The organism is Kitasatospora sp. MAA19, assembly GCF_029894125.1.
GTDB lineage: Bacteria > Actinomycetota > Actinomycetes > Streptomycetales > Streptomycetaceae > Kitasatospora.
In genome coordinates this window covers 20,598-40,533 of sequence record NZ_JARXYZ010000022.1, presented here as the reverse complement: position 1 = coordinate 40,533, position 19,936 = coordinate 20,598, and the positions used below count along the sequence as shown (strand labels likewise).

The following is a 19,936-nucleotide window of genomic DNA, read 5'->3' as shown; positions in this document are numbered from 1 at the left end:
CACCAGGGATCCTGGCGTCCCAGGGACGTCCCCGCAGCCCTCGGGGTGCCCGGTGGTCCCGGCGTGTGCGGCCGCCGACGCCGGTGCCCCTCGCGGGCGGCAGGTCCGCGAGGGGCACCGGCGGATGCGGCGTCAGGCGACCAGCCGGCTCCAGGTCCGGGCGTCGACCACGCCGTCGGCGGGCAGCGACGCCGAGTTCTGGAAGGACGTCACCCCGGACTGCGTGCCGGGGCCGAACGCGCCGTCGACCGTCACCGGGATCCCGTGCGCGACCAGCTGGCTCTGCACCGCCGTCACCGCGCTGCCCGAGGCGCCGCGGGCGAGCGGCGCGACGGCCTGGCTCCACGTCTGGTTGCCCGCGACCCCGTCCGCCGAGGCGTGCGTGGTGTTCTGGAAGGCCGTCACGGCGCTCTGCGTGGCCGGCCCGTACGACCCGTCCACGGTCAGGGTCGCACCGTGCTGCACCAGCAGGTACTGCAGCGTCTTCACCCGCTCGCCCGAGGCCCCGCTGCTGAGCATCGGCCACACCGGCCCGGTCGGGTCCCCGCCGATCCGCGCGGCCACATCGCGGCGCAGCTGCGGGAGCAGCGCGTACAGGCGGTCGCCGGGGCACTCGGTGTTGTTGAAGTCCCGGTGCCCGTAGATCTGGTAGGCCCGCAGCCCGTACTGGCGGCAGATGGAGGTGATCAGGTCGACCAGCGCCGCGTACTGCTCGCTACGCGGGTCGACGGTGCTGTAGGTGCCCTCGTTCTCGATGCCGATCGCCACCGTGTTCTGCGCCGTGCAGTGGGCGGACTCTACGTGCTGGGTGCCGCCGAGCAGCGTGGACAGGCTGTTGTGGCGGCCCTCCATGATGTACGCGCCGCGGCTGATGGTGAAGTGCTGGCCGGTGTCTATCCAGCTCTCGCTGTCCATCTGGTAGGTCTGCATCGACCGGGCCAGTGAGAACGCGGCCGCCTGCGAGTAGTCCGTCACGTTGGCGGTCGCGGTGTGGTGCACGATCACCTTGTCCGGCACGCCGGCCAGGACGTTGATGGGGCTGCTGGAGGGCCGGGCCCCCCACGCGTTCGTGTCGGCGATCGCCGGTCCACCGGCGGCCCGTGCCACCCCGGCGGGCAGCACGGACGAGAGCAGTGCACCGGTACCGATCGCGAAGGCGCCGGCCAGCACCGAGCGGCGGCCGGGGTGGGACGGGGTCGGGTCGGGGTTCATACGGGGCTACCTGGTCCTCAGCTGGTCGGGTGGTGGTGAAAACACCGCTGCCCTCGGGCCTCTTGACGGCGCGAGGGCAGCGGTGGAGTCCGGGCCCGGCGGGCGGGGTGTCGCGCGGCCGGCCGGGTCGGCTCCGGTCGCGTCGACGACGCGGCGCGGCAGAGCCGGGTGGCTCCGGAGCAGACGCGCTGCTACCTGGTCAGGAGCTGGTGGGCAGCGCGGCCCGGCACTTGCCGTCCCACCCCTGGTCGCCGTAGTCGAGCAGCAGGTCACCGGTGAGGGGGCCCACGATGCCGTCGGCGTGCTTCGCGTAGCTGATCAGCATGTTCTGCATCCAGATCACCGCGCTGCGGGTGTTCGGGCCCCAGTAGCCGTCCTCCTTGAGCGACGGGTAGTTACCGCCCCGGGCGAGGGAGAACTGGTTGAAGTCGTGTTGGACGCACTGCACGGCGGTCCAGTCGTTGGCCTGGTTGTCACCGACGTATCCGGCCTGGGTGTTGGCACTGGCCGTGCCGGCCAGCGTGGTCGCCGCGATGGCGGCGGACGCCGTCACCACGGCGGCACGCTTGACCAGGGAGTGAATCGCCACGGTTCTCCTCGGGCTAGGGCATGGTCCGCACTCGACGGACTCGATGACCGCCACGCTAGGAGCGGCACGGTCCGGACCACCACGCTTCGCCGTCCCCGAACCGTCCCTGGACCGTCCCTGATCCCGTCCCGGGACGTCCGAGATCCGGCTTCACCCGCCCACGGACCGTCAGCGACCGGATCGTGCCCGCCCCAGCGGCTGCGCGAGTCCGGCGCACCCTGGAGTGGAAGTCACCGAGTCGCCGGCCGGATAAGCGATGGCCTCGGCGATCTGCGCCGGGTCAGCCGAGCGCCCGGTCGAGGTTGAACGCCGCGCTGATCAGCGAGAGGTGGGTGAACGCCTGGGGGAAGTTGCCCAGTTGTTCACCGGTCGGGCCGATCTCCTCGGCGTAGAGGCCGAGGTGGTTGGCATAGGTGAGCATCTTCTCGAAGGCCAGCTGGGCCTCCTCCAGGCGCCCGGCGCGGGCGAGCGCCTCGACGTACCAGAAGGAGCAGATCGAGAAGGTGCCCTCGGTTCCCCGCAGGCCGTCCGGGCTGGCCTGCGGGTCGTAGCGGTAGACCAACGAGTCCGACACCAGGTCCGTGGTGAGCGCGTCCAGGGTCGAGAGCCATTTGGGGTCGGTGGGCGAGATGAACTTGGCCATCGGCATCATCAGCAGGGAGGCGTCGAGTACGTCGCTGTCCAGGCCCTGGACGAACGCTCCCCGCTCGGCCGACCAGCCGCGCTGCATGATCTGCCGGTAGATCGCGTCACGGCTCTGCCGCCAGCGGGGGAGGTCGGCGGGCAGGCCGCGCCGGTTCGCCATCCGGATGGCCCGTTCGATCGCCACCCAGCACATCAGCCGCGAGTACAGGAAGTTCCGTCGACCCCCTCGGGTCTCCCAGACGCCTTCGTCGGGCTGGTCCCAGTGACCGCAGAGCCAGTCCACCACGACACCGACCTCGTCCCACCGGTCGCTGCTGATCGGCTGTCCCCACTTGTCGTACAGGTAGACGGAGTCGATCAGCGCTCCGTAGATGTCCAGCTGGAGCTGGCCGGTGGCGGCGTTCCCCACCCGCACCGGAGCGGATCCCAGGTATCCCTCCAGGTGGGACAGCTCGTGCTCGGGCAGTTCGTCGCGTCCGTCGATGCCGTACATGATCTGCAGCGGGCCCGTGGCGGCGATGTCCTGGCCGGAGCCCTGCATGCCCCGCTCGTCGAGGAAGGCCATGAACGCCTCCGCCTCCGAGGTGAAGCCCAGCCGGAGCATGGCGTAGATGCAGAAGGCGGCGTCGCGGACCCACACGTACCGGTAGTCCCAGTTGCGCTCGCCGCCGATCTGCTCGGGCAGGCTGGTCGTGGGCGCGGCCACGATCGCGCCGGTCGGCGCATAGGTGAGCAGCTTCAGCACCAGCGCGGAGCGGTGCACCGTCTCCCGCCACCGACCGTGGTAGCGCGAACCGGCCAGCCAGCGCCGCCAGAACCTGACCGTCGCCTCGAACTGCTCCTCCGCCTCGGCCCGGGGGCAGGCGCGGGGAACGACGTCGTCGCCGATCTGGTCGAGGGCGAACACCGCGGACTCGCCTTCGAGGAGCTTGAAGTGCGACCACACGTCCAGGTCGTCGCACTCGAGCGCCGCGGTGGCCGTCAGCGCCAGCGACATCGACCGGGACCGGAAGAGCGCCTCGTGGGCCCGCAGCTCCACGGTGTGCGGTTCGGCCCCGTAGCCGAAGCGGGGAGCGATCCGCGCCCGGAACGGGAGCGTCCCCCGCACACAGATCACCCGTCGGATCAGCCGGTGCCGGGCCGCCTCGCGCGACTCGTCGACGACCGGCATGAAGTCCTGGATCTCCGCCACACCGTCGGAGGCGAAGAACCGCGTGATCAGCACGTTGGTGTCGGGGAAGTAGAACTGTCGCGTGCGGGTCGGTACATCGGCGGCCAGTTCGAACGATCCGCCCCGGTCGGCGTCGAGGATGGACGCGAACACGCTGGGTGCGTCGAAGCGCGGGCAGCAGTACCAGTCGATGGTGCCATTGGTGCCCACGAGTGCGGCGGTACGGAGGTCACCGATCAGGCCGTGCTCGGAGATCGGCAGGTAGCGGGCGCCGTCCACGCCTCCGAGACAAGCATTCCCGAACGCCATGTCGGCCTCCCTACCACTGCGGCCCGGGCACCGAAGAATGTCCCTATTCATGGTAGTCGGCCCGGACCGCGACCACCCGCCCTGCACGAGGCCACGCGCTGTCGGCATGCCCTCTGACCAGGCCGGACGAGGTCTCCGGGAGGGCGGGGTCGCCGGCTCGCAGCCGATGCCCCCGTTGACCGAAGGCAGTCCTGGCGGGCGGCGCGTGTCCCGGGCGGATGATCACCGATCCGCAGGTGGAGTGCGGCCAGCCGGACGGAGCAGCAGGCGCGGCGGCCCGGCGGCGGCCCGGGTACGTTCGCCGTGTGCAGCAGAAGTCACAGCAGGTCAGCAGGATAGCGGCGGCCGCCGCGGTGTCCGCCCTGGCGCTCGGCGCCGGCGTCCCGACCGCCGACGGCGATCCGACGGCCTTCGGTGCCCCGCCGGCCTTCGGTGCCCCGACTGCCTTCGGGAAGGACTCCGCCGGCGCGGTCGGCGGGGAGCGGCTCGGCCGATCGACCGTCCAGGTCGCGCCGCTGGCTGGTGCGCCCGCGCTCCCGCGCGCGTTGACCGGGCGGTCCTGGCTGATCGCCGACGCCGGCAGCGGCGAGGTGCTCGCGGCCCGCAACGCCCACCTGCCGCTGGCCCCGGCCAGCACCCTGAAGATGCTCTTCGCGGACACCGTGCTGCCCAAGTTCGACCGCGCGACGGAGCACCGGGTGACCGCGGCGGAGCTGGCCGACGTCGGTGTCGGCAGCAGCCTGGTCGGCGTCAAGGAGAACCTGCCGTACCGCGTCGAGGACCTCTGGCGCGGCGTCTTCCTCAGCTCCGGCAACGACGCCGTCCACGTCCTCGCGCACATGAACGGCGGCCTCCAGCAGACCGTCGCGCAGATGCAGGCCCGCGCCAAGGCGCTACAGGCCGGCGACACCAAGGTGGTCTCCCCCGACGGCTACGACATGGACGGCCAGGTCTCCTCCGCCTACGACCTCACCCTGTTCGCCCGCGCGGGGCTGCGCAACGCCGACTTCCGCGCCTACTGCTCGACCCGCACCGCGCGCTTCCCCGGCGGGCTGGACAAGCTCACCGGGCAGCGCATCAGCTTCGACATCGCCAACACCGACCGGCTGCTCGGCAAGTACCCGGGCCTGATCGGCGTCAAGAACGGCTACACCACCAACGCGGGCGCCACCTTCACCGGCGCCGCCCAGCGCGGCGGCCGCACCCTGCTGGTGACGGTGATGCACCCCGAGGCGCAGGCCAAGGTCTACGACGAGGCGGCCGACCTGCTCGACTGGGGCTTCGCGGCGACCGGCAAGGTCCAGCCGGTCGGGCAGCTGGTGGAGGACACCTCCGCCGCCTCCGCGGGCCCGGCCCCCGTGCGCGGCGGGCCCGCCTCCGGCCCCACCGCGAAGGTGGACCCGCAGGCCGTCCAGGACAGCGGACCCGGCCTCGGCCCGGCCGCCTGGACGGCCGCGTCCCTCGGCGCCGCACTCGCGCTCTGGGCCGCCTGGCGCACCGCCGCCCGCCGCCGCGGCGCACCCGCCGCCTCGGCCGCCGCCGCGCCGCCGGCCGAGCTCCCCCGCCCGGGCGCCGGCGCCGTCGGCTCCACCGGTGTCGGCGGGTGCGGCCGGCTGACCCGCCGGGCCCGCGCCCTGGCCGTCACCGCCCGCACCCGTCTGCACCGCTGAGCCCCCGGCCACGGCCACGGCCACGACCGGCCGGCCAGCGGTGATCGGGGCGGGGCCCTAGACTTCCGGCCATGACCACGCCCGACCCCGCCTCGCCGGACCGGCTCGCCCGGATCATCAGCCTCGCCGCCGGGAGCTACCTCCTCGTCAGCACCTACAAGAAGGACGGCACCGCCGTACCGACCCCGGTGTGGGTGGTCCGCGACGGCGAGGCGCTCGGCGTCTGGACCGTCGCGAACTCCTGGAAGGTCAAGCGGATCCGCAACCGCGCGGACGTCCTGGTCGGCCCGTGCGACGTCAAGGGCCGGCCGACCGGCGAGCAGTACCCGGCCACCGCCGAACTCCTCAGCCCCGAGCGCACCGCCGCCTACCGCACCCTGCTGCGGCAGAAGTACGGCCTGCTCGGCGTGCTCACCCTGCTCGGCAGCCGGCTGCGCCGCGGCGAGCGCGGCACCGTCGGCATCCGGATCACGCTGACCTGACGCCCCGCCACCGCCCGGCCTTCCCGGTGGGCGGAGCGGGAGCAGCCCGGGCCGTGGCAGGCTTGGCGACCATGGGAGTCAAGGACGCGGCCGGGGCCCGGGGCGGGCTGTCGCTGCTGGTGGTGGACGGTGCCAACGTGGTCGGGTCGGTGCCCGACGGGTGGTGGCGGGACCGGCGCGGCGCCGCCGAGCGGCTGCGGGACGCACTGGTCGCCGTCGCCGGGCAGGGCCTGCCGGAGCGGCCGGGGCCGCTGGAGGTGGTGCTGGTCGTGGAGGGCGCGGCCCGGGGCGTGCGCGAGGTGCCCGAGGTGCGGGTGGTCGCCGCGACCGGCAGCGGTGACGACCTGATCGTCGAGCTGGTCCGGGCGGCCAGGGCCGATCAGCCTGACCGGGACTGCCTGGTCGTCACCGCCGACCGCGAACTGCGGGCCCGGGTCGGCGCGCTGGGCGCAGCGGTCACCGGGCCGCGCAGCGTGCGGCGCTAGGTGTTCTGCCCCGTGAGGGTGGGGTCAGTCCGCCTGGGTGGCGTACATGCCCCAGTGGATCGCCTGGTCGGAGGCGGTGACGGTGAACTGCAGGTCCCGGCCGGGTCTGGCGGGGATCTCCACCGAGCCGATGCCGATGGCGTCCGCCGGGCACTGGACCGCGAAGTCGGCCGGGGCCAGGCCGGCGACGTGGACCTGCACCGAGCCGCCGCCCTGGCAGCCGACCGTCACGGTGAAGGGCATCGAGGGGTTCACGGAGGCTGACACGGCACCGCCGTCGCCGATCCATTCCGGGATCCAGCCGATTCGGCGCCGGGCGCATTCACCGGCAGCCGGACTCAGTAACGGACGGCCTTGACCACCACGGGCAGCAGCCGCTGCTGTGCCGGGGTTCGGCTGAACGCGATCGGGGCGGCCTGCTCCCCCACCGGGACGTGCTCGGCGCCGACCACCGTGCTGTCCACGGCCCTTCCGGCGGTGTCGGTGAAGTCCACCTGCACCGCGTAGGAGGCCGCGTTGATGCCCTGGTTCTCGATGGTGGCCACGACGGCGGGCAGCCCACCGGAATCGCTCAGCGGCACCGGGGTGAGGGTGACCGAGTCGAGGGCGTTGCCGCCGCCGGGCAGATCGGCGAGCACCGAGGCGGCCTTGGCCTGGGTCTGGGCCTCCTGGGCGGAGACCGAGGCGGCGAACGAGGCCGCCACCGACGCGTCGGCCGTGGGGGCCGCGGACGGCGACCCGGCCGGTGACGGGGAGGCGGTGCCCTCGGAGGCGGTGGCCGACTCGGACGGCGCCGGCGCCGAGGCGGCGACCGAGGGGTTGGTCGACGAGCTGCTGCACGCTGCCAGCACCCCGGCAGCCGCGAGGGCCGCCAGCAGGGCGGCCGCCCGGCGGCGGGGACGGCGGCCCTGCCGACGGCTGGTGGCCGAGGGACTGGGAAGGCTGTGGAGTTCGCGCACCGGGGTTCTCTCTTCTCGCTCGGCGTCCGGCGGCCGGAGGCCCGTATGCACCCCATGCTTCGGGGTGCCCCGGGCGGGAGCGAGAGCTGCACACCCGTTCGAGTGGAGGGGATGACGATCAGCGGGAACGGCTCGGACTCCGGCTCCCGGACGCACCCCCGGTGGTGGGAGGCGGACGGCGTGGGCGATGGAGGGCGCCTCCCGGGGATCACCAACGGGCACCGGCAACTCTTCTGACGGGAAGTAGCCGGGCCCAGCTCAGCGGGAGGCGCCGTCCCGGACGCTACCCGCTCCGTTCGGGTCCGTCATCCGAATAAAACCGCTGGTGGTTCGAACCGTACGGGAACCAACCGCCTCCGCCGTCCGACTGCTGGGGGGTGAGTGCGAAGTCGCCGGGTGTCCGGCCGTTGAGTGTGCTGGCGGGGTTCGCCCTGCTGCTGGTGGTGGTGTTCGTGGCGGCGTATGCCGTGGGACGGCAGGCGGGGCCGGTGTCCCCCGGGCTGAGGCCCGGGAACCAGGGCAGCGACTCGCCCGGGATGGGCGGGCACGACATGGGCGGGATGCGGTGAGCCCGGTCGCGGGGGCCGATGCCGGGGCCCTGGTGAGCACCGATCTGGCGGTCGGCGGGATGACCTGCGCGGCCTGCGTGGGCCGGGTGGAGAAACGGCTGGCCCGGATCGACGGGGTGAGCGCCGGGGTGAACCTGGCGACCGGTCGGGCCCGGGTGCTGCATCCCGCCGCGGTGCCGGTCGCGGAGCTGGTGGCAGCGGTCGAACGCGCCGGCTACACCGCAGAGCCCGCGCCCGAGGGAGTGGGCGTCGGAGTGCCGGACGAGGAGCCGGCGGAGCGGTGGCGGCTGCTGGTGACGGCCCTGCTGGCCGTCCCGGTGGTGGTGCTGTCGATGGTGCCGTCGCTGCAGTTCCCCGCCTGGCAGTGGGTCTGCTTCGCGCTGGCCGTCCCGGTGGTGACCTGGGGGTCGGCCGGGTTCCACCGCCGGGCCTGGCAGGGGCTGCGGCACGCGGCCGCCACCATGGACACCCTGGTCAGCCTGGGGGTGGTGGCGTCCTTCGGCTGGTCGGCGTACGCGCTGGTGTGCGGCGGCGCCGGGGAGATCGGCATGCGGATGCCGTTCTCGCTGACCGCGGACGGCGGCGGCGCGGCGCACGTCTACCTGGAGGCCGCGGTCGGGGTGCCGCTGTTCGTGCTGGCCGGGCGGCTGCTGGAGGGCCGGGTGCGGCGGCGCAGCGGTTCCGCGCTGCGGGCGCTGGCCGAGCTGGGCGCGAAGCAGGTCTGCGTCCGGGCCGGCGGCACCGGGGAGGAGCGCCTGGTGGCGATCGAACTGCTGCTGCCCGGGCAGGAGTTCGTGGTGCGCCCGGGCGAGCGGGTGGCCACCGACGGGGTGGTGGTCGAGGGCGGTTCGGCGCTCGACCTGAGCCTGCTGACCGGGGAGAGCGTCCCGGTGGAGGTCGGTCCCGGGGACAAGGTGGCGGGCGCGACGGTCAACGTCGGCGGCGCGCTGGTGGTGCGAGCGACGGCCGTCGGCGCGGACACCCAGCTGGCCCGGATCACCGCGCTGGTGGCCGAGGCCCAGGCCGGCAAGGCGCGCGCCCAACGGCTGGCGGACGCGGTGGCCGGGGTGTTCGTGCCCTGCGTGCTGGCGGGTGCGGTGTGCGTACTGGGCTTCTGGCTGGGCGCGGGCGCGGCCCCCCAGGCGGCGGTGACGGCCGCGGTCGCGGTGCTGGTGGTGGCCTGCCCGTGCGCGCTGGGCCTGGCCACGCCGACGGCACTGCTGGCGGCGACCGGGCGGGGCGCGGAGCTGGGCGTGCTGGTGCGCGGACCGGAGGTGCTGGAGAGCCTGCGCCGGGTCGACACCGTCGTCCTGGACAAGACCGGGACGCTGACCACCGGGCGGATGGAGCTGGCCGAGGTCACGGTGGCGCCGGGCCTCGACGAGCGCGAGGTGCTGCGGCTGGCCGGCGCGGTGGAGCACCGCTCGGAGCATCCGATCGGGCGGGCCGTGGCGGCGGCCGCGCGGGAGCGCTGCGGCCCGCTGCCCACGGCGGACGGCTTCGCGGCCGCCACCGGGCTCGGGGTGTCCGGGGCGGTCGAGGGCCGTGCCGTCCGGGTGATCCGCCCGGACGGCACGGCGCAGCCGCTGCCCACCGCCCTGGCGGACGCCGTCGCCGCGGCTGCGGACGCGGGCCGCACCGCCGTCGTGGTGGAGCTGGACGGGCGGGCCTCGGCCGTGCTCGCGGTCGGCGACACGCTGCGCTCGGGCAGCTGGCGGGCGCTCCACCGGCTGCGCGGGATGGGCCTGGAGGCCGTGCTGGCGACCGGGGACGGTCCGGGCGCGGCCCGGGCGGTGGCGCGCGAGCTGGGCATCGAGCAGGTGCACGCCTCGGCCTCGCCGGAGCGCAAGGCCGAGGTGGTGGCCGAACTGCGGGCCGCCGGGCGGACGATCGCGGTGGTCGGCGACGGCGTCAACGACGCGGTGGCGCTGGCCTCGGCGGACCTCGGGGTGGCCCTGGCCTCGGGCAGCGACGCCGCGATCGGCGCGGCGGGACTGACCCTGGTGCGCGGCGAGATCGAGGCGGTGGTGGACGCCGTCCGGCTGGCCCGGCAGACGCTCGCGACGATCCGGGCCAACCTGCTGTGGGCCTTCGGCTACAACGTCGTGCTGATCCCGCTGGCGGCGGTCGGACTGCTCAACCCGATGCTGGCGGCGGTGGCGATGTCGCTCAGCTCGCTGCTGGTGGTCGGCAACAGCCTGCGGCTGCGCACCTGGCAGCCGGGGCGCGGCACCTCGGCGGCCCGGAAGGGGGCGCGGCGATGAGCGCGATCGAACGGCTGCGGACGGTCGGCCCGCCGGTGGGCGCGGCGGCGCTGACGCTGGCGCTGCTGACCGGGTGGACGGCGGCCGGCGGAGCCGGGCGGCCCCGGCCGGTGGAGGCCGGAGCGGGCTGGCTGCTACTGCCGACGGCGGGCGCGGCCCCGGCCACGGCGGCGTTCTTCACGATCCGCAACCCGGGCGACGTGCCGGACGAACTGACCAGTGCCAGCTGGGAGTTCGGCGGTCGGATCACCCTGAAGCGGCACCTGCACCAGGGCGCCGCAGGACGCTGGGAGCCGGTGAGCGCGCTCCCGGTGCCGGGCCGCGGCGAGCTGGCGATGTCCCCGGAGGACGCCGACCTGATGATCGCCGACCCGCCGCCGCTGCGGGCCGGCCAGTGGGTGGAGTTCACCCTCGGCTTCCGGCACAGCCCGGAGCTGCGGCTCAGGGCCCAGGTGTTGCCGCCGGGCTCCCGCCCGCGCTGAGCGGGCCCGCGACCGGCCGCCGGGGACGCCGCCGTCCCCGGCCGGCCCCCGTCAGGTCGCCGAGCCCGCCGCGGACCCGGAGGAGCCGGCGGCCACGGGCTGCTGCTGGGTGGAGCAGTGGATGCCGCCGCCGCCGGCGGCGATCGCGTTGATGCTCACCGGCACGATCTCGCGCCCGGGGTGGAGGTCACCCAGGATGCCCGCCGCCCGGTCGTCGGAGGCCTTGTCCCCGAACTGGGGCATGATCACGGCTCCGTTGACGACGTAGTAGTTGAGGTAGGTGGCCAGGAAGTCCTTGCCCCAGTCGGGCTGTCCGCTGAGGTCGGGCTCGACGAGCTCCACGACGCGCGGCGTCCGGCCCTGGGCGTCGGTGGCGCCGTGGAGCACCTGCAGGGCCTGGTCGGAGGCGCGGGACCAGATGTCCGGCGGGGTGTCCGGGCCGGGGCGGTGGATGACGACCACGCCCGGCTCGGCGAAGCGGGCCAGGGCGTCGACGTGGCAGTCGGTGATGTCCTGCCCGGACACGCCGGGGAACCAGATGACCTTCCGGACGCCGAACAGGTCCATCAGAGCGGCCTCGATCTGGCCCCGGTCCTTGCCCGGGTTGCGGTTCCCGTTGACCCACGAGCTCTCGGTGGCCATCAGGGTGCCCTCGCCGTCGACCTCGATCGCGCCGCCCTCGCCGGTGACCGGTGCCTGGATACGCCGGATCCCGTAGTGGTCGAGGAGCTTGCGGGCGACCTGGCTGTCGTTGTCGTGGTTCTGCTTGTTGCCCCAGCCGTTGAAGTTGAGGTCGACGCCGGCCAGCGCGCCCGGCCCGGTGACGAAGGTGGGGCCGGTGTCGCGGGCCCACAGGTCGTCCACCATGAGGTCGATGACCTCGACGCTGGAACCGCACTGCTGCCGGGCCTCGGCGCTCTGGTCCGGGCGGGCCATCAGGACCACCGGCTCGAACCGGGCGACGGCCTGCGCCACGTGCGCGATGTCCTGGCGGACGGCGGGCAGCTGGTCGCCCCACACCTGATCGAGGGCCGGCCAGGCCATGAACGTCCGGGTGTGCGGGAGCCACTCGGCCGGCATCGCGAGCGGGCCCGGGGCCGTCGTGGCGGCGGGAGGTGCCGAGGACTCCTCCTCCCCGGGCGGGGTCGCGTCCGAGCCGCAGCCCTCCAGTACCGCCAGCGCGGCGGCGACGGCCCCGGATCGCAGCAGGGCCCGGCGGGACAGGGCGGGTTCTCTCATAGCACGTCCCCTCGCGGTCGGATTCACCCGGAAACGGGCGAATCCGACAGTAGGGCGGGCGGGAGGCAGGTCGGTGAACCCGCGCGCCGCCGATCGGGGGAATCGGGTCCGGGCCGCCGCCGTGGGGGCGTCGACGACCCGGACCCGGGTCAGGGGGCCGCCGCGTTACAGCGCCCGGCGGGCGGCCGCGATGGACCGCGGGTCCCAGCCCGGTCGGGGCACGGAGTCCAGCAGCAGCCGGGTGTAGTCGTGCTGTGGGTGGGCGAGGACCTCGGTGGTGGGCCCGGACTCGACGATCCGGCCGTGCCGCATCACCACGACGTCGTCGGTGACGCACCGGACGACGCCGAGGTCGTGGGTGATGAACAGGTAGCCGATGCCGGTCCGGGCGCGGATGTCGGCCAGCAGGTTGAGGATCTGCGCCTGCACGGAGACGTCGAGGGCGGCCACCGCCTCGTCGAGGACGAGCACGGCCGGTTCGACCGCCAGCGCGCGGGCGATGGCGACGCGCTGGCGCTGGCCGCCGGACAGCTGCCGGGGCAGTGCGTCGGCCTCGCGCTCGCCGAGACCGACCTGGTCGAGGAGTTCGGCGATCCGCCGCGGGTGGTCCGCGTCGGGGAAGTGCAGCCGAAGGGTCTCGCGCAGCGCGGCGCCGACGGTGGTGCGCGGGTCCAGGGACAGGTACGGGTCCTGGAAGACCAGTTGGACCTCCCGGGCCCGGGCGAGCCGGTGGGCCCGGCCGCGCCGGTGCTCGGTGCGGTCCCGGCGGTGGACCAGGACCTGCCCGGCGTCCGCCCGTTCCAGCCCGACCACGATCCGGGCGGTGGTGGTCTTCCCGGAGCCGGACTCGCCGACGATGCCCAGCGACCCGCCCTCGGCCAGGGTGAAGGAGACGTCGTCCACCGCCCGCACCCCGCCGAACGCGCGGTGCAGGCCGACGACCTCCAACACGGTCCTGCGCACCGCAGGCGCTCCCTTCGGATCGACGGCGTCCTCCTGGTTCAGGTCAGGCATCGGCGCTCCCCTCCCCCGTCCGGTCGCTGTGGTGGCAGGCGGTGCGGCGGCCCGGCTCGGCCTCGATCGACAGCAGGGCGGGCGCCTGTTCGGTGCACAGTTCGGTGGCGATCGGGCAGCGCGGCGCGAACGGGCACCCCGTCAGCTCCTCGCGCAGGCCGGGCGGCCGGCCCTCGATGGCGGCCAGCCGGCCCTGCGGGGCGTCCAGGCGCGGGGTCGAGGCGAGCAGTGCCGCCGTGTACGGGTGGCGCGGCCGGTCGAACAGGTCCTCGGCGGGGCCGGTCTCGACGATCCGGCCCGCGTACATCACGGACACCCGGTCGCTGATGGCGGCGGCGAGGCCCAGGTCGTGGGTGACGAACAGCAGACCGGTGCCGAAGCGCTCCTGGAGGTCGCCCAGCAGCGCGACCACCTCGGCCTGGGTGGTGACGTCCAGGGCGGTGGTGGGCTCGTCGGCGAGGATCAGCGCCGGGTCGCCCATCAGGGCGGCCGCGATCATCACGCGTTGCAGCATGCCGCCGGACACCTGCCCCGGGTACCGGTCCAGGACGGCGGCGGGCAGCCCGACCGCGTCCAGCATCTCGGCGGCCCGCTCGGCGGCCGCCGCGGCGGCGAGCCGGCCGTTGAGGCGCACGCTCTCGGTGAGGAAGTCGCCGAGGCGGCGCAGCGGGTTGATGGCGGCGCGGGGGTCCTGGAAGACCATCGCGGCGGTGCCGGTGCGCAGGTCGCGCAGCCGCTCGGGCGTCATGGTGAGGACGTCCTCGCCGTTGACCCGTACGGTGCCCCCGGTGGTCGCCCCGTCGGGAAGCAGCCCGAGGACGCTGCGGGAGGTGAGGCTCTTGCCCGAACCGGACTCCCCGACCAGGGCGACCGTCTCCCCGGCCCGGACGGTGAGGTCGACGCCGTCGAGGACGGGCCGGGCGGTGTCCGGCAGGCGCAGGCGGTAGGCCTGGATGTCGAGGATGGTCATCGGTCCCTCCTGGCGACCTGGTCGGCCCAGCGTTCGCCGACGACGTTGAAGGCGACGACGGTCAGCACGATCGCCAGGCAGGGCAGGATCGCGGACAGCGGGTAGCCGTGCTGGATGGCGGACTGGCCGTCGAAGACCATGCGGCCCCAGTCGGGGGTGAGGGCGGGGACGCCGAGCCCGAGGAAGGAGAGGCCGGCCAGGTCGATCAGGGCGTAGCCGAAGTTGACCGTCGCCTGGGCGAGGACCACCGGGGCGATGCCGGGGATGACGTGGCGCAGGCAGATCTGCAGGCCGGAGTGGCCCTGCACCTGGTAGGCCTCGACGTAGGGACGGGAGCGTTCGGCGAGGACGAGGGAGCGGGTGAGGCGGCTGACGTAGGGCAGGTAGGCGATCGCGAGGGCGACGACGGGGGCGATCAGGCCCTCGCCGTACACGGAGACGATCAGGATGGCCAGCAGCAGACCTGGGAAGGCGAAGACCAGTTCGGTGCCGCGGGAGAGGACGGAGTCCAGCCAGCCGCCCCGCCAGGCGGCGGTGACGCCGACGGCGATACCGGCCAGCGTGGAGAAGGCGACCACGCCGAGTGGTCCGAGCAGGGAGGTGCGGGCCCCGGCCACCAGCCGGGCCAGGGTGTCGCGGCCGGAGGCGTCGACGCCGAGCGGGTGGTCTCCGGACGGGCCGGCGAGGGCGTTGCCCAGGTCGACGGCGTTCGGGTCGTGGGGCGCGAGCCAGGGTGCGAGCAGCGCGGCGAGGACGACCAGGGCGACGAAGCCGAGGCAGATCCGGTGCAGCGGGGCGCGGGAGGTGCGCAGCCGGGCGAGGCCGGGCCGGCGCAGGAGGGTGGCGGTCATCCGGCGGCCCTCCCGGCTCCGAGCGTGACCCGGGGGTCGACCAGGGGGTGGAGCAGGTCGACGACCAGGTTCACGGCCATGAACAGGCCGACCAGGATCAGGGAGATGGCCTGCACGGTGGGGAAGTCCTTGGTGGTGGTGGACAGTTCGAGGAGCTGCCCGACGCCGCCGACGCTGAACGCGGTCTCCACCAGGACGGTGCACACCAGCAGGGTGGAGACGATGAGTCCGCCGGTGGTCAGTACGGTGCCCAGGGCGTTGCGGAAGACGTGACGGCGGATCACCTGGTGCCCGGTGACGCCGCGGCTGCGGGCGACCGTGACGTGCTCCTGCCCGAGGACCTCGACCATCGCGGCGCGGGTGACCCGGGCGAGCATGCCGATCAGGTAGAGGGCGAGGGCCAGCGCGGGCAGCACGAGGTGCCAGAGCATCGACCCGAGGCCGTCCCCGGTGCCGCCGGTCGGGAACCAGCCCAGCTTCACCGCGAACAGCCCCTGCAGCAGGACGGCCGCGACGAAGGACGGGGTGCCGAGCGCGACGGTGGTGCCGATCAGGATGGTGGAGTCGGCGGCGCCGCCCCGGACGGCGCCGATCCAGCCGAGCAGCAGGCCGAGGGCGACGACGAGGACGAGCGCCATCGCGACCAGCAGCAGCGTGGCGGGCAGGCGGTCGGCGAGCAGCCGGGAGACGTCCGTGCGGTAGGTGATCGAGCGGCCGAAGTCGCCGTGCAGGATCTGCCCCGCCCAGCGCAGGTACTGCACGATGAACGGGTCGTTCAGGTGGTACTGGGCGTTCACCGCCTGCAACGCCTCCGGGGTGGCCGAGCGGCCGGCGAGCAGGAAGCTCGCCGGACTGCCCGGGGCGAGGTACATCGCGCCGAAGATCACCAGCGAGGCGCCGGCCAGGGTGGCCGCCATCTCCAGGAGTCGACGGACGATGAATCTGAGGAAGCTCACCGGGCCGCCCCCACGTCGGCCGCCCACGGGTAGTAGAGGTAGGAGATGGTGGTGGGGGCGCCGGTGATCCGCTTGTTCAGGAACACCGTGGTGGGCCATTCGGCGACGGGGATCCAGAGCAGCTGCTCGGAGGCGGTCTTCTGGAGCTGGGCCTCCAGGGTGAACCGCTCGGTGCTGTCGGTGGCGGCGGTGGCCCGCTTGACCAGGTCGTCGTAGGCCGGGTCGCTGTACGAGGCGAAGTTCTGGTAGGCGCCGGTCCTGAAGTTGGCCAGGAGGTCCAGCGGGTCGGTGATGGAGTCGTAGTACGTCTCCGGGAAGAGGTCGATGCCCTCGCGTGCCTTGGGGTCGGTGAACAGGGCGGTGAAGGCGTTGGGGGCGATGGTCTTCAGCTGGACGTCCAGGCCGATCTTCGCGCCCGCCGCCTGCACGGCGGTGGCCAGCAGCGCGACGTCCTGGCCGATCGGGCTGGTGGCGACGGTGACGGTCTTCCCGGTGGCGCCCGCCTCCTTGATCAGCGCCTTGGCCCGGTCGAGGTCCGGGGCGGTGGGGGTGAGCCCCTCGAACGCCTCGGTGCGGACGTGCTCGGGAGCGGCCGCCCAGGCGGCGCGGGTGGTGAGCGAGCCGGTGGCGCTGCCGGCCCCGCCGAGGCCGGTCCGGACGAAGCCGGAGCGGTCCAGGGCGAGCGAGAGCGCCTTGCGGACCCGGACGTCGCCGAGCACGCCCGTCATGGTGGTGACGTTGACGTTGACCGTGCTGAGGCCCTCGCCGAAGTAGAGCGAGCCGTTGCCGGCCGAGCGCAGCCGGTCGTAGCTCTCGGTCGGGATGAGGTAGCCGCCGTCGGCCTCGCCGGTGAGCATGGCGTTGACCCGGGCCGAGGGGTCGGTGAGGAAGCGGAACACGGCCTTGGCCGACTTGGCCTTGGGGCCCCAGTAGTCGTCGAAACGCTGGAGCTCGACCGACTGGCCCTTGTTCCAGGTGCCGAGCCGGAACGGCCCGGTGCAGTCCAGGCTGCCGCTGGTGCCGTAGTCCTTCCCCGCCGCCTCGATCCCGGCCTTCGACGCGACGACCCCGGCCGCGGTGGCCATGTACTGGTTGAACTGCGAGTCGGGCTGGGTGAGTTTGACGGTGACCTGGAGCGGGCCGGTCTTGGTGATGCCGGCGACGTTCTGGAACTGCTGGGCCCAGGCCGCGGCGTTGTCCGGGTTGGTCTGGCGGCCGAGGCTGTAGACCACGTCGTCGGCGGTCAGCACACCGCCGTCGTGGAAGTGGACGTCGGGGCGCAGGTCGTAGATCCAGGTCGTCGGGTCGGGGCTGCTGGCCTTCTCCGCCAGGCCCGGGGCGAGGGTGAGCTGAGGCGTCCACCGCATCAGGCTCTCGCAGACGTTGGAGAGGATGGTGTTCTGCGGGTAGTCGAACGCCGAGATGTAGTCCAGGGTCGGCGGCTCGGCGTAGACGGCCCAGGTGAAGGAGTCCAGACCGCCCTTGGCGGGCGGGGTGTCGGCGGAGAGCTTGTACGACACGCCGGATCCGCCGTCCTTCGGCGGCCCGGCACAGCCGGTGGCCAGGGAGAGGGCGAGGACGGCGACGGCGGCGGCCGGGGCCCCGAAGCGGCGGCGGCGCAGGATGCGGGTTCCGGCCCCGGCCTGAGAGGTGCTCATGAGGGTTCTCTTCCGTGGGGGAGGTGCCGGTCAGACGCCGGGCTGGGCGGCGGGCACCTGCTGGGTGATGCAGTGGACGCCGCCGCCGCCGTAGGCGATGACGCGGGAGCGCACCCCGACGACCTTGCGGCCGGGCAGCGCCTCGGCGAGCACCGCGAGGGCGCCCTCGTCCTGGGGCACGCCGGCCGTCGGCACGACGACGCCGCCGTTGGCGATGTAGAAGTTGAGGTAGCCGACCTCGGTCTCCTTGCCGTCGACGTCGACGAAGGCGCTCTGCGGCAGGTCGATGATCTCCAGCGTGCGGCCCTTGGCGTCGACGGCCGCCGCCAGGACGGCCCGATTCTCGCGCATCCGCTCGTGGTCGGGGTGCGCCGGGTCGTCCGGGAGCTGGACGACGACCTTGCCGGGGGCCACGAAGGCGCACACGCCGTCGACGTGGCCGTCGGTCTCGGTGTCCAGCAGTCCGCCGTACGGCAGCCAGATCACCGTGGTGACGCCGAGCTTGGCCTTCAGCTCGGCCTCGATCTCCGCCCGGCTCATGCCCGGGTTGCGGTTGGGGTGGAGCAGGCACTGCTCGGTGGTGATCAGGGTGCCCTCGCCGTCGACGGTGACGGCGCCGCCCTCCAGGATCATCCGGGAGTCGATGCGCTCGACGCCCAGGCGCTCCAGCAGGAGGCCCGCGATCCGGTCGTCGGTGTCGTACGGGTGGTGCTTGCCGCCCCAGGCGTTGAAGCGGAAGTCCACACCCGCCCGCCGGCCGTCGGGGTCGAGCACGAAGATCGGGCCGGAGTCGCGGAACCAGGAGTCGTCGAGGGGCAGTTCCACCACCTCGACGCCCTCGCCGCACAGGGTGCGGGCCTCCTCGCCCTGGCCGGGGCAGGCGACCATCGTCACCGGCTCGAACGCGGAGATCGCCCGGGCGACCCCGGCGTACTCCCGCTTGACCTCCTCGTAGGTCTCGCCCCAGAGCTCGGCCCGGGTGGGCCAGGCCATCAGGCAGCCCTCGTGGTGGGTCCACTCGGCGGGCATGCGGAAACCAGCGGTACTCACGATGGAACTCTTCTCTGCTCGGACGTTCGGTCGGTGCGGAAGGGCTCCCGCCCGGGCGCACGGGGCGCCTTCGGGCGGGTGGTTCGGGCTTGAGCGGCTCAGGGGGCGGGGCTCGGCGGGCGGGACGGTCAGAGGACGGCGGGCACGGCCGGCTGGGACTGCGTGGCGCAGTGGATGCCACCGCCGCCGGAGGCGATGGCGTCGATGTCGACCTGGACGACGGTGCGGTCCGGGTACGCGGCCTGGAGGATGGCGTAGGCGACGCCGTCCGCGTAGCCGTCGCCGAACTGCGGGACGATGACGGCGCCGTTGACGGTGTAGTAGTTGACGTAGCTGGACAGGAAGTCCTTGCCGCGGCCCCGGATCACGCTGCGGTCCGGCCCGGGGAGTTCGGTGATCTGCAGGCGTCTGCCCTGGGCGTCGGTGGCACCCTGCAGCACCTGCTTGGTCGCGTTGTAGACGGCGACCCACTGGGCGTCGACGCCGGGGCCGGGCTGGTCCAGGATGACCTGGCCGGGGGCGGTGAAGCGGGCCAGGCAGTCGATGTGGCAGTCGGTGATGTCCTGTCCGGCCAGGCCCGGGACCCAGATGACCTTGTCGATCCCCAGCGACGACTTCAGTGCCTGTTCCACCTGGGCCTGGGACTGGCCGGGGTTGCGGTTGGGGTTGACCAGCGAGCTGACGGTGGCCAGCAGGGTGCCCTGGCCGTCGGTCTCCAGCGCGCCGCCCTCACCGACGAACGGGGCCCGGATCCGGTCGACGCCGTAGCCGGCGAGGAGCGTCGCGGCGGCTGCGGCGTCGTCGGCGAACGGCTGGTAGTACGGCGTGCCGGTCTTGCCCCAGCCGTTGAAGTTGGTGTCGACGCCGGCGATCGCGCCGGGCCCGACCACGAAGGTCGGCCCGAAGTCGCGGATCCACAGGTCGTCGACGGCGATCTCCAGGACCTCGATGGCGTAGTAGGCGCCGGAGCCGCAGGCGTAGCGTGCGTCGGCGGCCTGCCCGGGGCGGGCGAGGAGCACCACCGGCTCGAAGCGTGAGATCTCGTAGGCCAGGTTGGCGATGTTCCGGCGGACGGCGGGCAGTTGGTCCTGCCAGACCGAGCTCAGGGCCGGCCAGGCCATGAAGGTGCGGGTGTGCCGGTCGGTCTCCACCGGCATCCGCAGCCCGCCGCCGGCCGGCGGGGTGGCGGCGTGCGCGCTCGCGGGGAGGGCGGCGGCGTACGCGCTCGCGGGGAGGGCGGTGCCGAGGGCCGCCAACGGCAGGGCGGCCGCGCCGAACTTGAGCACGCTGCGGCGCGAGGACGTGGGGGTGTTCATGGGGCTCCCTGGAGGGATCGGGAGGTGGGGGTGAGCACATCCTGG

General features: G+C 73.9%; 19 protein-coding genes. 6 read left to right on the top strand and 13 right to left on the bottom strand.

The genetic code is table 11. The features are described from left to right. Positions 1–132: 132 nt before the first annotated feature. The 3 genes from P3T27_RS27740 to P3T27_RS27730 all read right to left on the bottom strand — a co-directional run bounded on the left by P3T27_RS27740 (position 133) and on the right by P3T27_RS27730 (position 3,926). A complete protein-coding gene (locus tag P3T27_RS27740) occupies positions 133–1,212 on the bottom strand; it encodes an N-acetylmuramoyl-L-alanine amidase (protein ID WP_280683236.1) in 1,080 nt (359 codons plus the stop codon). A 199-nt stretch (positions 1,213–1,411) separates the two neighbouring features. Beyond that, positions 1,412–1,801, bottom strand: a complete 390-nt coding sequence (locus tag P3T27_RS27735; RefSeq protein ID WP_280683234.1) for a peptidoglycan-binding domain-containing protein — start codon at positions 1,799–1,801, stop codon at positions 1,412–1,414. Positions 1,802–2,081: 280 nt separating this feature from the next. Next, positions 2,082–3,926 (bottom strand): glycoside hydrolase family 15 protein, encoded by a 1,845-nt coding sequence (locus tag P3T27_RS27730; protein WP_280683232.1) that lies wholly within the window; start codon positions 3,924–3,926, stop codon positions 2,082–2,084. 305 nt (positions 3,927–4,231) lie between these two features. On the opposite strand from P3T27_RS27730, the gene P3T27_RS27725 reads away from it, so the two are divergent. The 3 genes from P3T27_RS27725 (at position 4,232) to P3T27_RS27715 (ending at position 6,563) form a co-directional block, all read left to right on the top strand. Continuing rightward, on the top strand, positions 4,232–5,596 hold the full coding sequence (locus P3T27_RS27725) for a D-alanyl-D-alanine carboxypeptidase (protein WP_280683230.1): 1,365 nt from the start codon (positions 4,232–4,234) through the stop codon (positions 5,594–5,596). Between the two features lie 71 nt (positions 5,597–5,667). Beyond that, the gene (locus P3T27_RS27720) at positions 5,668–6,078 is read left to right on the top strand and encodes a PPOX class F420-dependent oxidoreductase (protein ID WP_280683228.1); all 411 of its coding nucleotides are present in this window, start codon (positions 5,668–5,670) and stop codon (positions 6,076–6,078) included. 71 nt (positions 6,079–6,149) lie between these two features. Next, positions 6,150–6,563 carry an NTP pyrophosphohydrolase gene (locus tag P3T27_RS27715; protein ID WP_280683227.1) on the top strand — a complete coding sequence of 138 codons (414 nt, stop codon included), beginning with the start codon at positions 6,150–6,152 and terminating at the stop codon, positions 6,561–6,563. A 24-nt stretch (positions 6,564–6,587) separates the two neighbouring features. Here P3T27_RS27715 and P3T27_RS27710 read toward each other — a convergent pair whose 3' ends face one another. Then, complete coding sequence (locus P3T27_RS27710; protein WP_280683225.1) at positions 6,588–6,830, bottom strand: hypothetical protein; 243 nt, start codon at positions 6,828–6,830, stop codon at positions 6,588–6,590. A gap of 71 nt (positions 6,831–6,901) precedes the next feature. Beyond that, on the bottom strand, positions 6,902–7,522 hold the full coding sequence (locus P3T27_RS27705) for a hypothetical protein (protein ID WP_280683223.1): 621 nt from the start codon (positions 7,520–7,522) through the stop codon (positions 6,902–6,904). Positions 7,523–7,929: 407 nt separating this feature from the next. Here P3T27_RS27705 and P3T27_RS27700 point away from each other — a divergent pair, with 407 nt between their 5' ends. Genes P3T27_RS27700 through P3T27_RS27690 form a run of 3 tightly spaced genes read left to right on the top strand, consistent with a single transcriptional unit; the run spans position 7,930 to position 10,837 of the window. Further along, positions 7,930–8,091 carry a hypothetical protein gene (locus P3T27_RS27700; protein WP_280683222.1) on the top strand — a complete coding sequence of 54 codons (162 nt, stop codon included), beginning with the start codon at positions 7,930–7,932 and terminating at the stop codon, positions 8,089–8,091. 32 nt (positions 8,092–8,123) lie between these two features. Then, a complete protein-coding gene (locus P3T27_RS27695; RefSeq protein WP_348534140.1) occupies positions 8,124–10,355 on the top strand; it encodes a heavy metal translocating P-type ATPase in 2,232 nt (743 codons plus the stop codon). Then, entirely contained in the window at positions 10,352–10,837 is a 486-nt protein-coding gene (locus tag P3T27_RS27690; protein ID WP_280683216.1) for a copper chaperone PCu(A)C, read from the top strand. Before P3T27_RS27695 ends, P3T27_RS27690 begins: the two co-directional genes overlap by 4 nt. 51 nt (positions 10,838–10,888) lie before the next feature. Here the strand turns inward: P3T27_RS27690 and P3T27_RS27685 are convergent, their stop codons facing one another. The 8 genes from P3T27_RS27685 to P3T27_RS27650 form a co-directional block, all read right to left on the bottom strand. Next, a complete protein-coding gene (locus P3T27_RS27685; protein WP_280683214.1) occupies positions 10,889–12,076 on the bottom strand; it encodes an agmatine deiminase family protein in 1,188 nt (395 codons plus the stop codon). Between the two features lie 165 nt (positions 12,077–12,241). Beyond that, complete coding sequence (locus P3T27_RS27680; protein ID WP_280683212.1) at positions 12,242–13,090, bottom strand: ABC transporter ATP-binding protein; 849 nt, start codon at positions 13,088–13,090, stop codon at positions 12,242–12,244. Beyond that, positions 13,083–14,060, bottom strand: coding sequence for an ABC transporter ATP-binding protein (locus P3T27_RS27675; RefSeq protein WP_280683210.1), 978 nt, complete (start codon positions 14,058–14,060; stop codon positions 13,083–13,085). The genes P3T27_RS27680 and P3T27_RS27675 overlap by 8 nt, the downstream gene beginning before the upstream one ends. After that, positions 14,057–14,911, bottom strand: a complete 855-nt coding sequence (locus P3T27_RS27670) for an ABC transporter permease (protein ID WP_280683208.1) — start codon at positions 14,909–14,911, stop codon at positions 14,057–14,059. The genes P3T27_RS27675 and P3T27_RS27670 overlap by 4 nt, the downstream gene beginning before the upstream one ends. Next, positions 14,908–15,867 (bottom strand): ABC transporter permease, encoded by a 960-nt coding sequence (locus tag P3T27_RS27665; RefSeq protein ID WP_280683206.1) that lies wholly within the window; start codon positions 15,865–15,867, stop codon positions 14,908–14,910. Before P3T27_RS27665 ends, P3T27_RS27670 begins: the two co-directional genes overlap by 4 nt. Continuing rightward, a complete protein-coding gene (locus P3T27_RS27660) occupies positions 15,864–17,525 on the bottom strand; it encodes an ABC transporter substrate-binding protein (protein WP_280683204.1) in 1,662 nt (553 codons plus the stop codon). Before P3T27_RS27660 ends, P3T27_RS27665 begins: the two co-directional genes overlap by 4 nt. Before the next feature lie 30 nt (positions 17,526–17,555). Next, a complete protein-coding gene (locus tag P3T27_RS27655; RefSeq protein ID WP_280683203.1) occupies positions 17,556–18,575 on the bottom strand; it encodes an agmatine deiminase family protein in 1,020 nt (339 codons plus the stop codon). A 128-nt stretch (positions 18,576–18,703) separates the two neighbouring features. Then, positions 18,704–19,891, bottom strand: a complete 1,188-nt coding sequence (locus tag P3T27_RS27650) for an agmatine deiminase family protein (RefSeq protein WP_280683201.1) — start codon at positions 19,889–19,891, stop codon at positions 18,704–18,706. Positions 19,892–19,936: the final 45 nt, after the last annotated feature.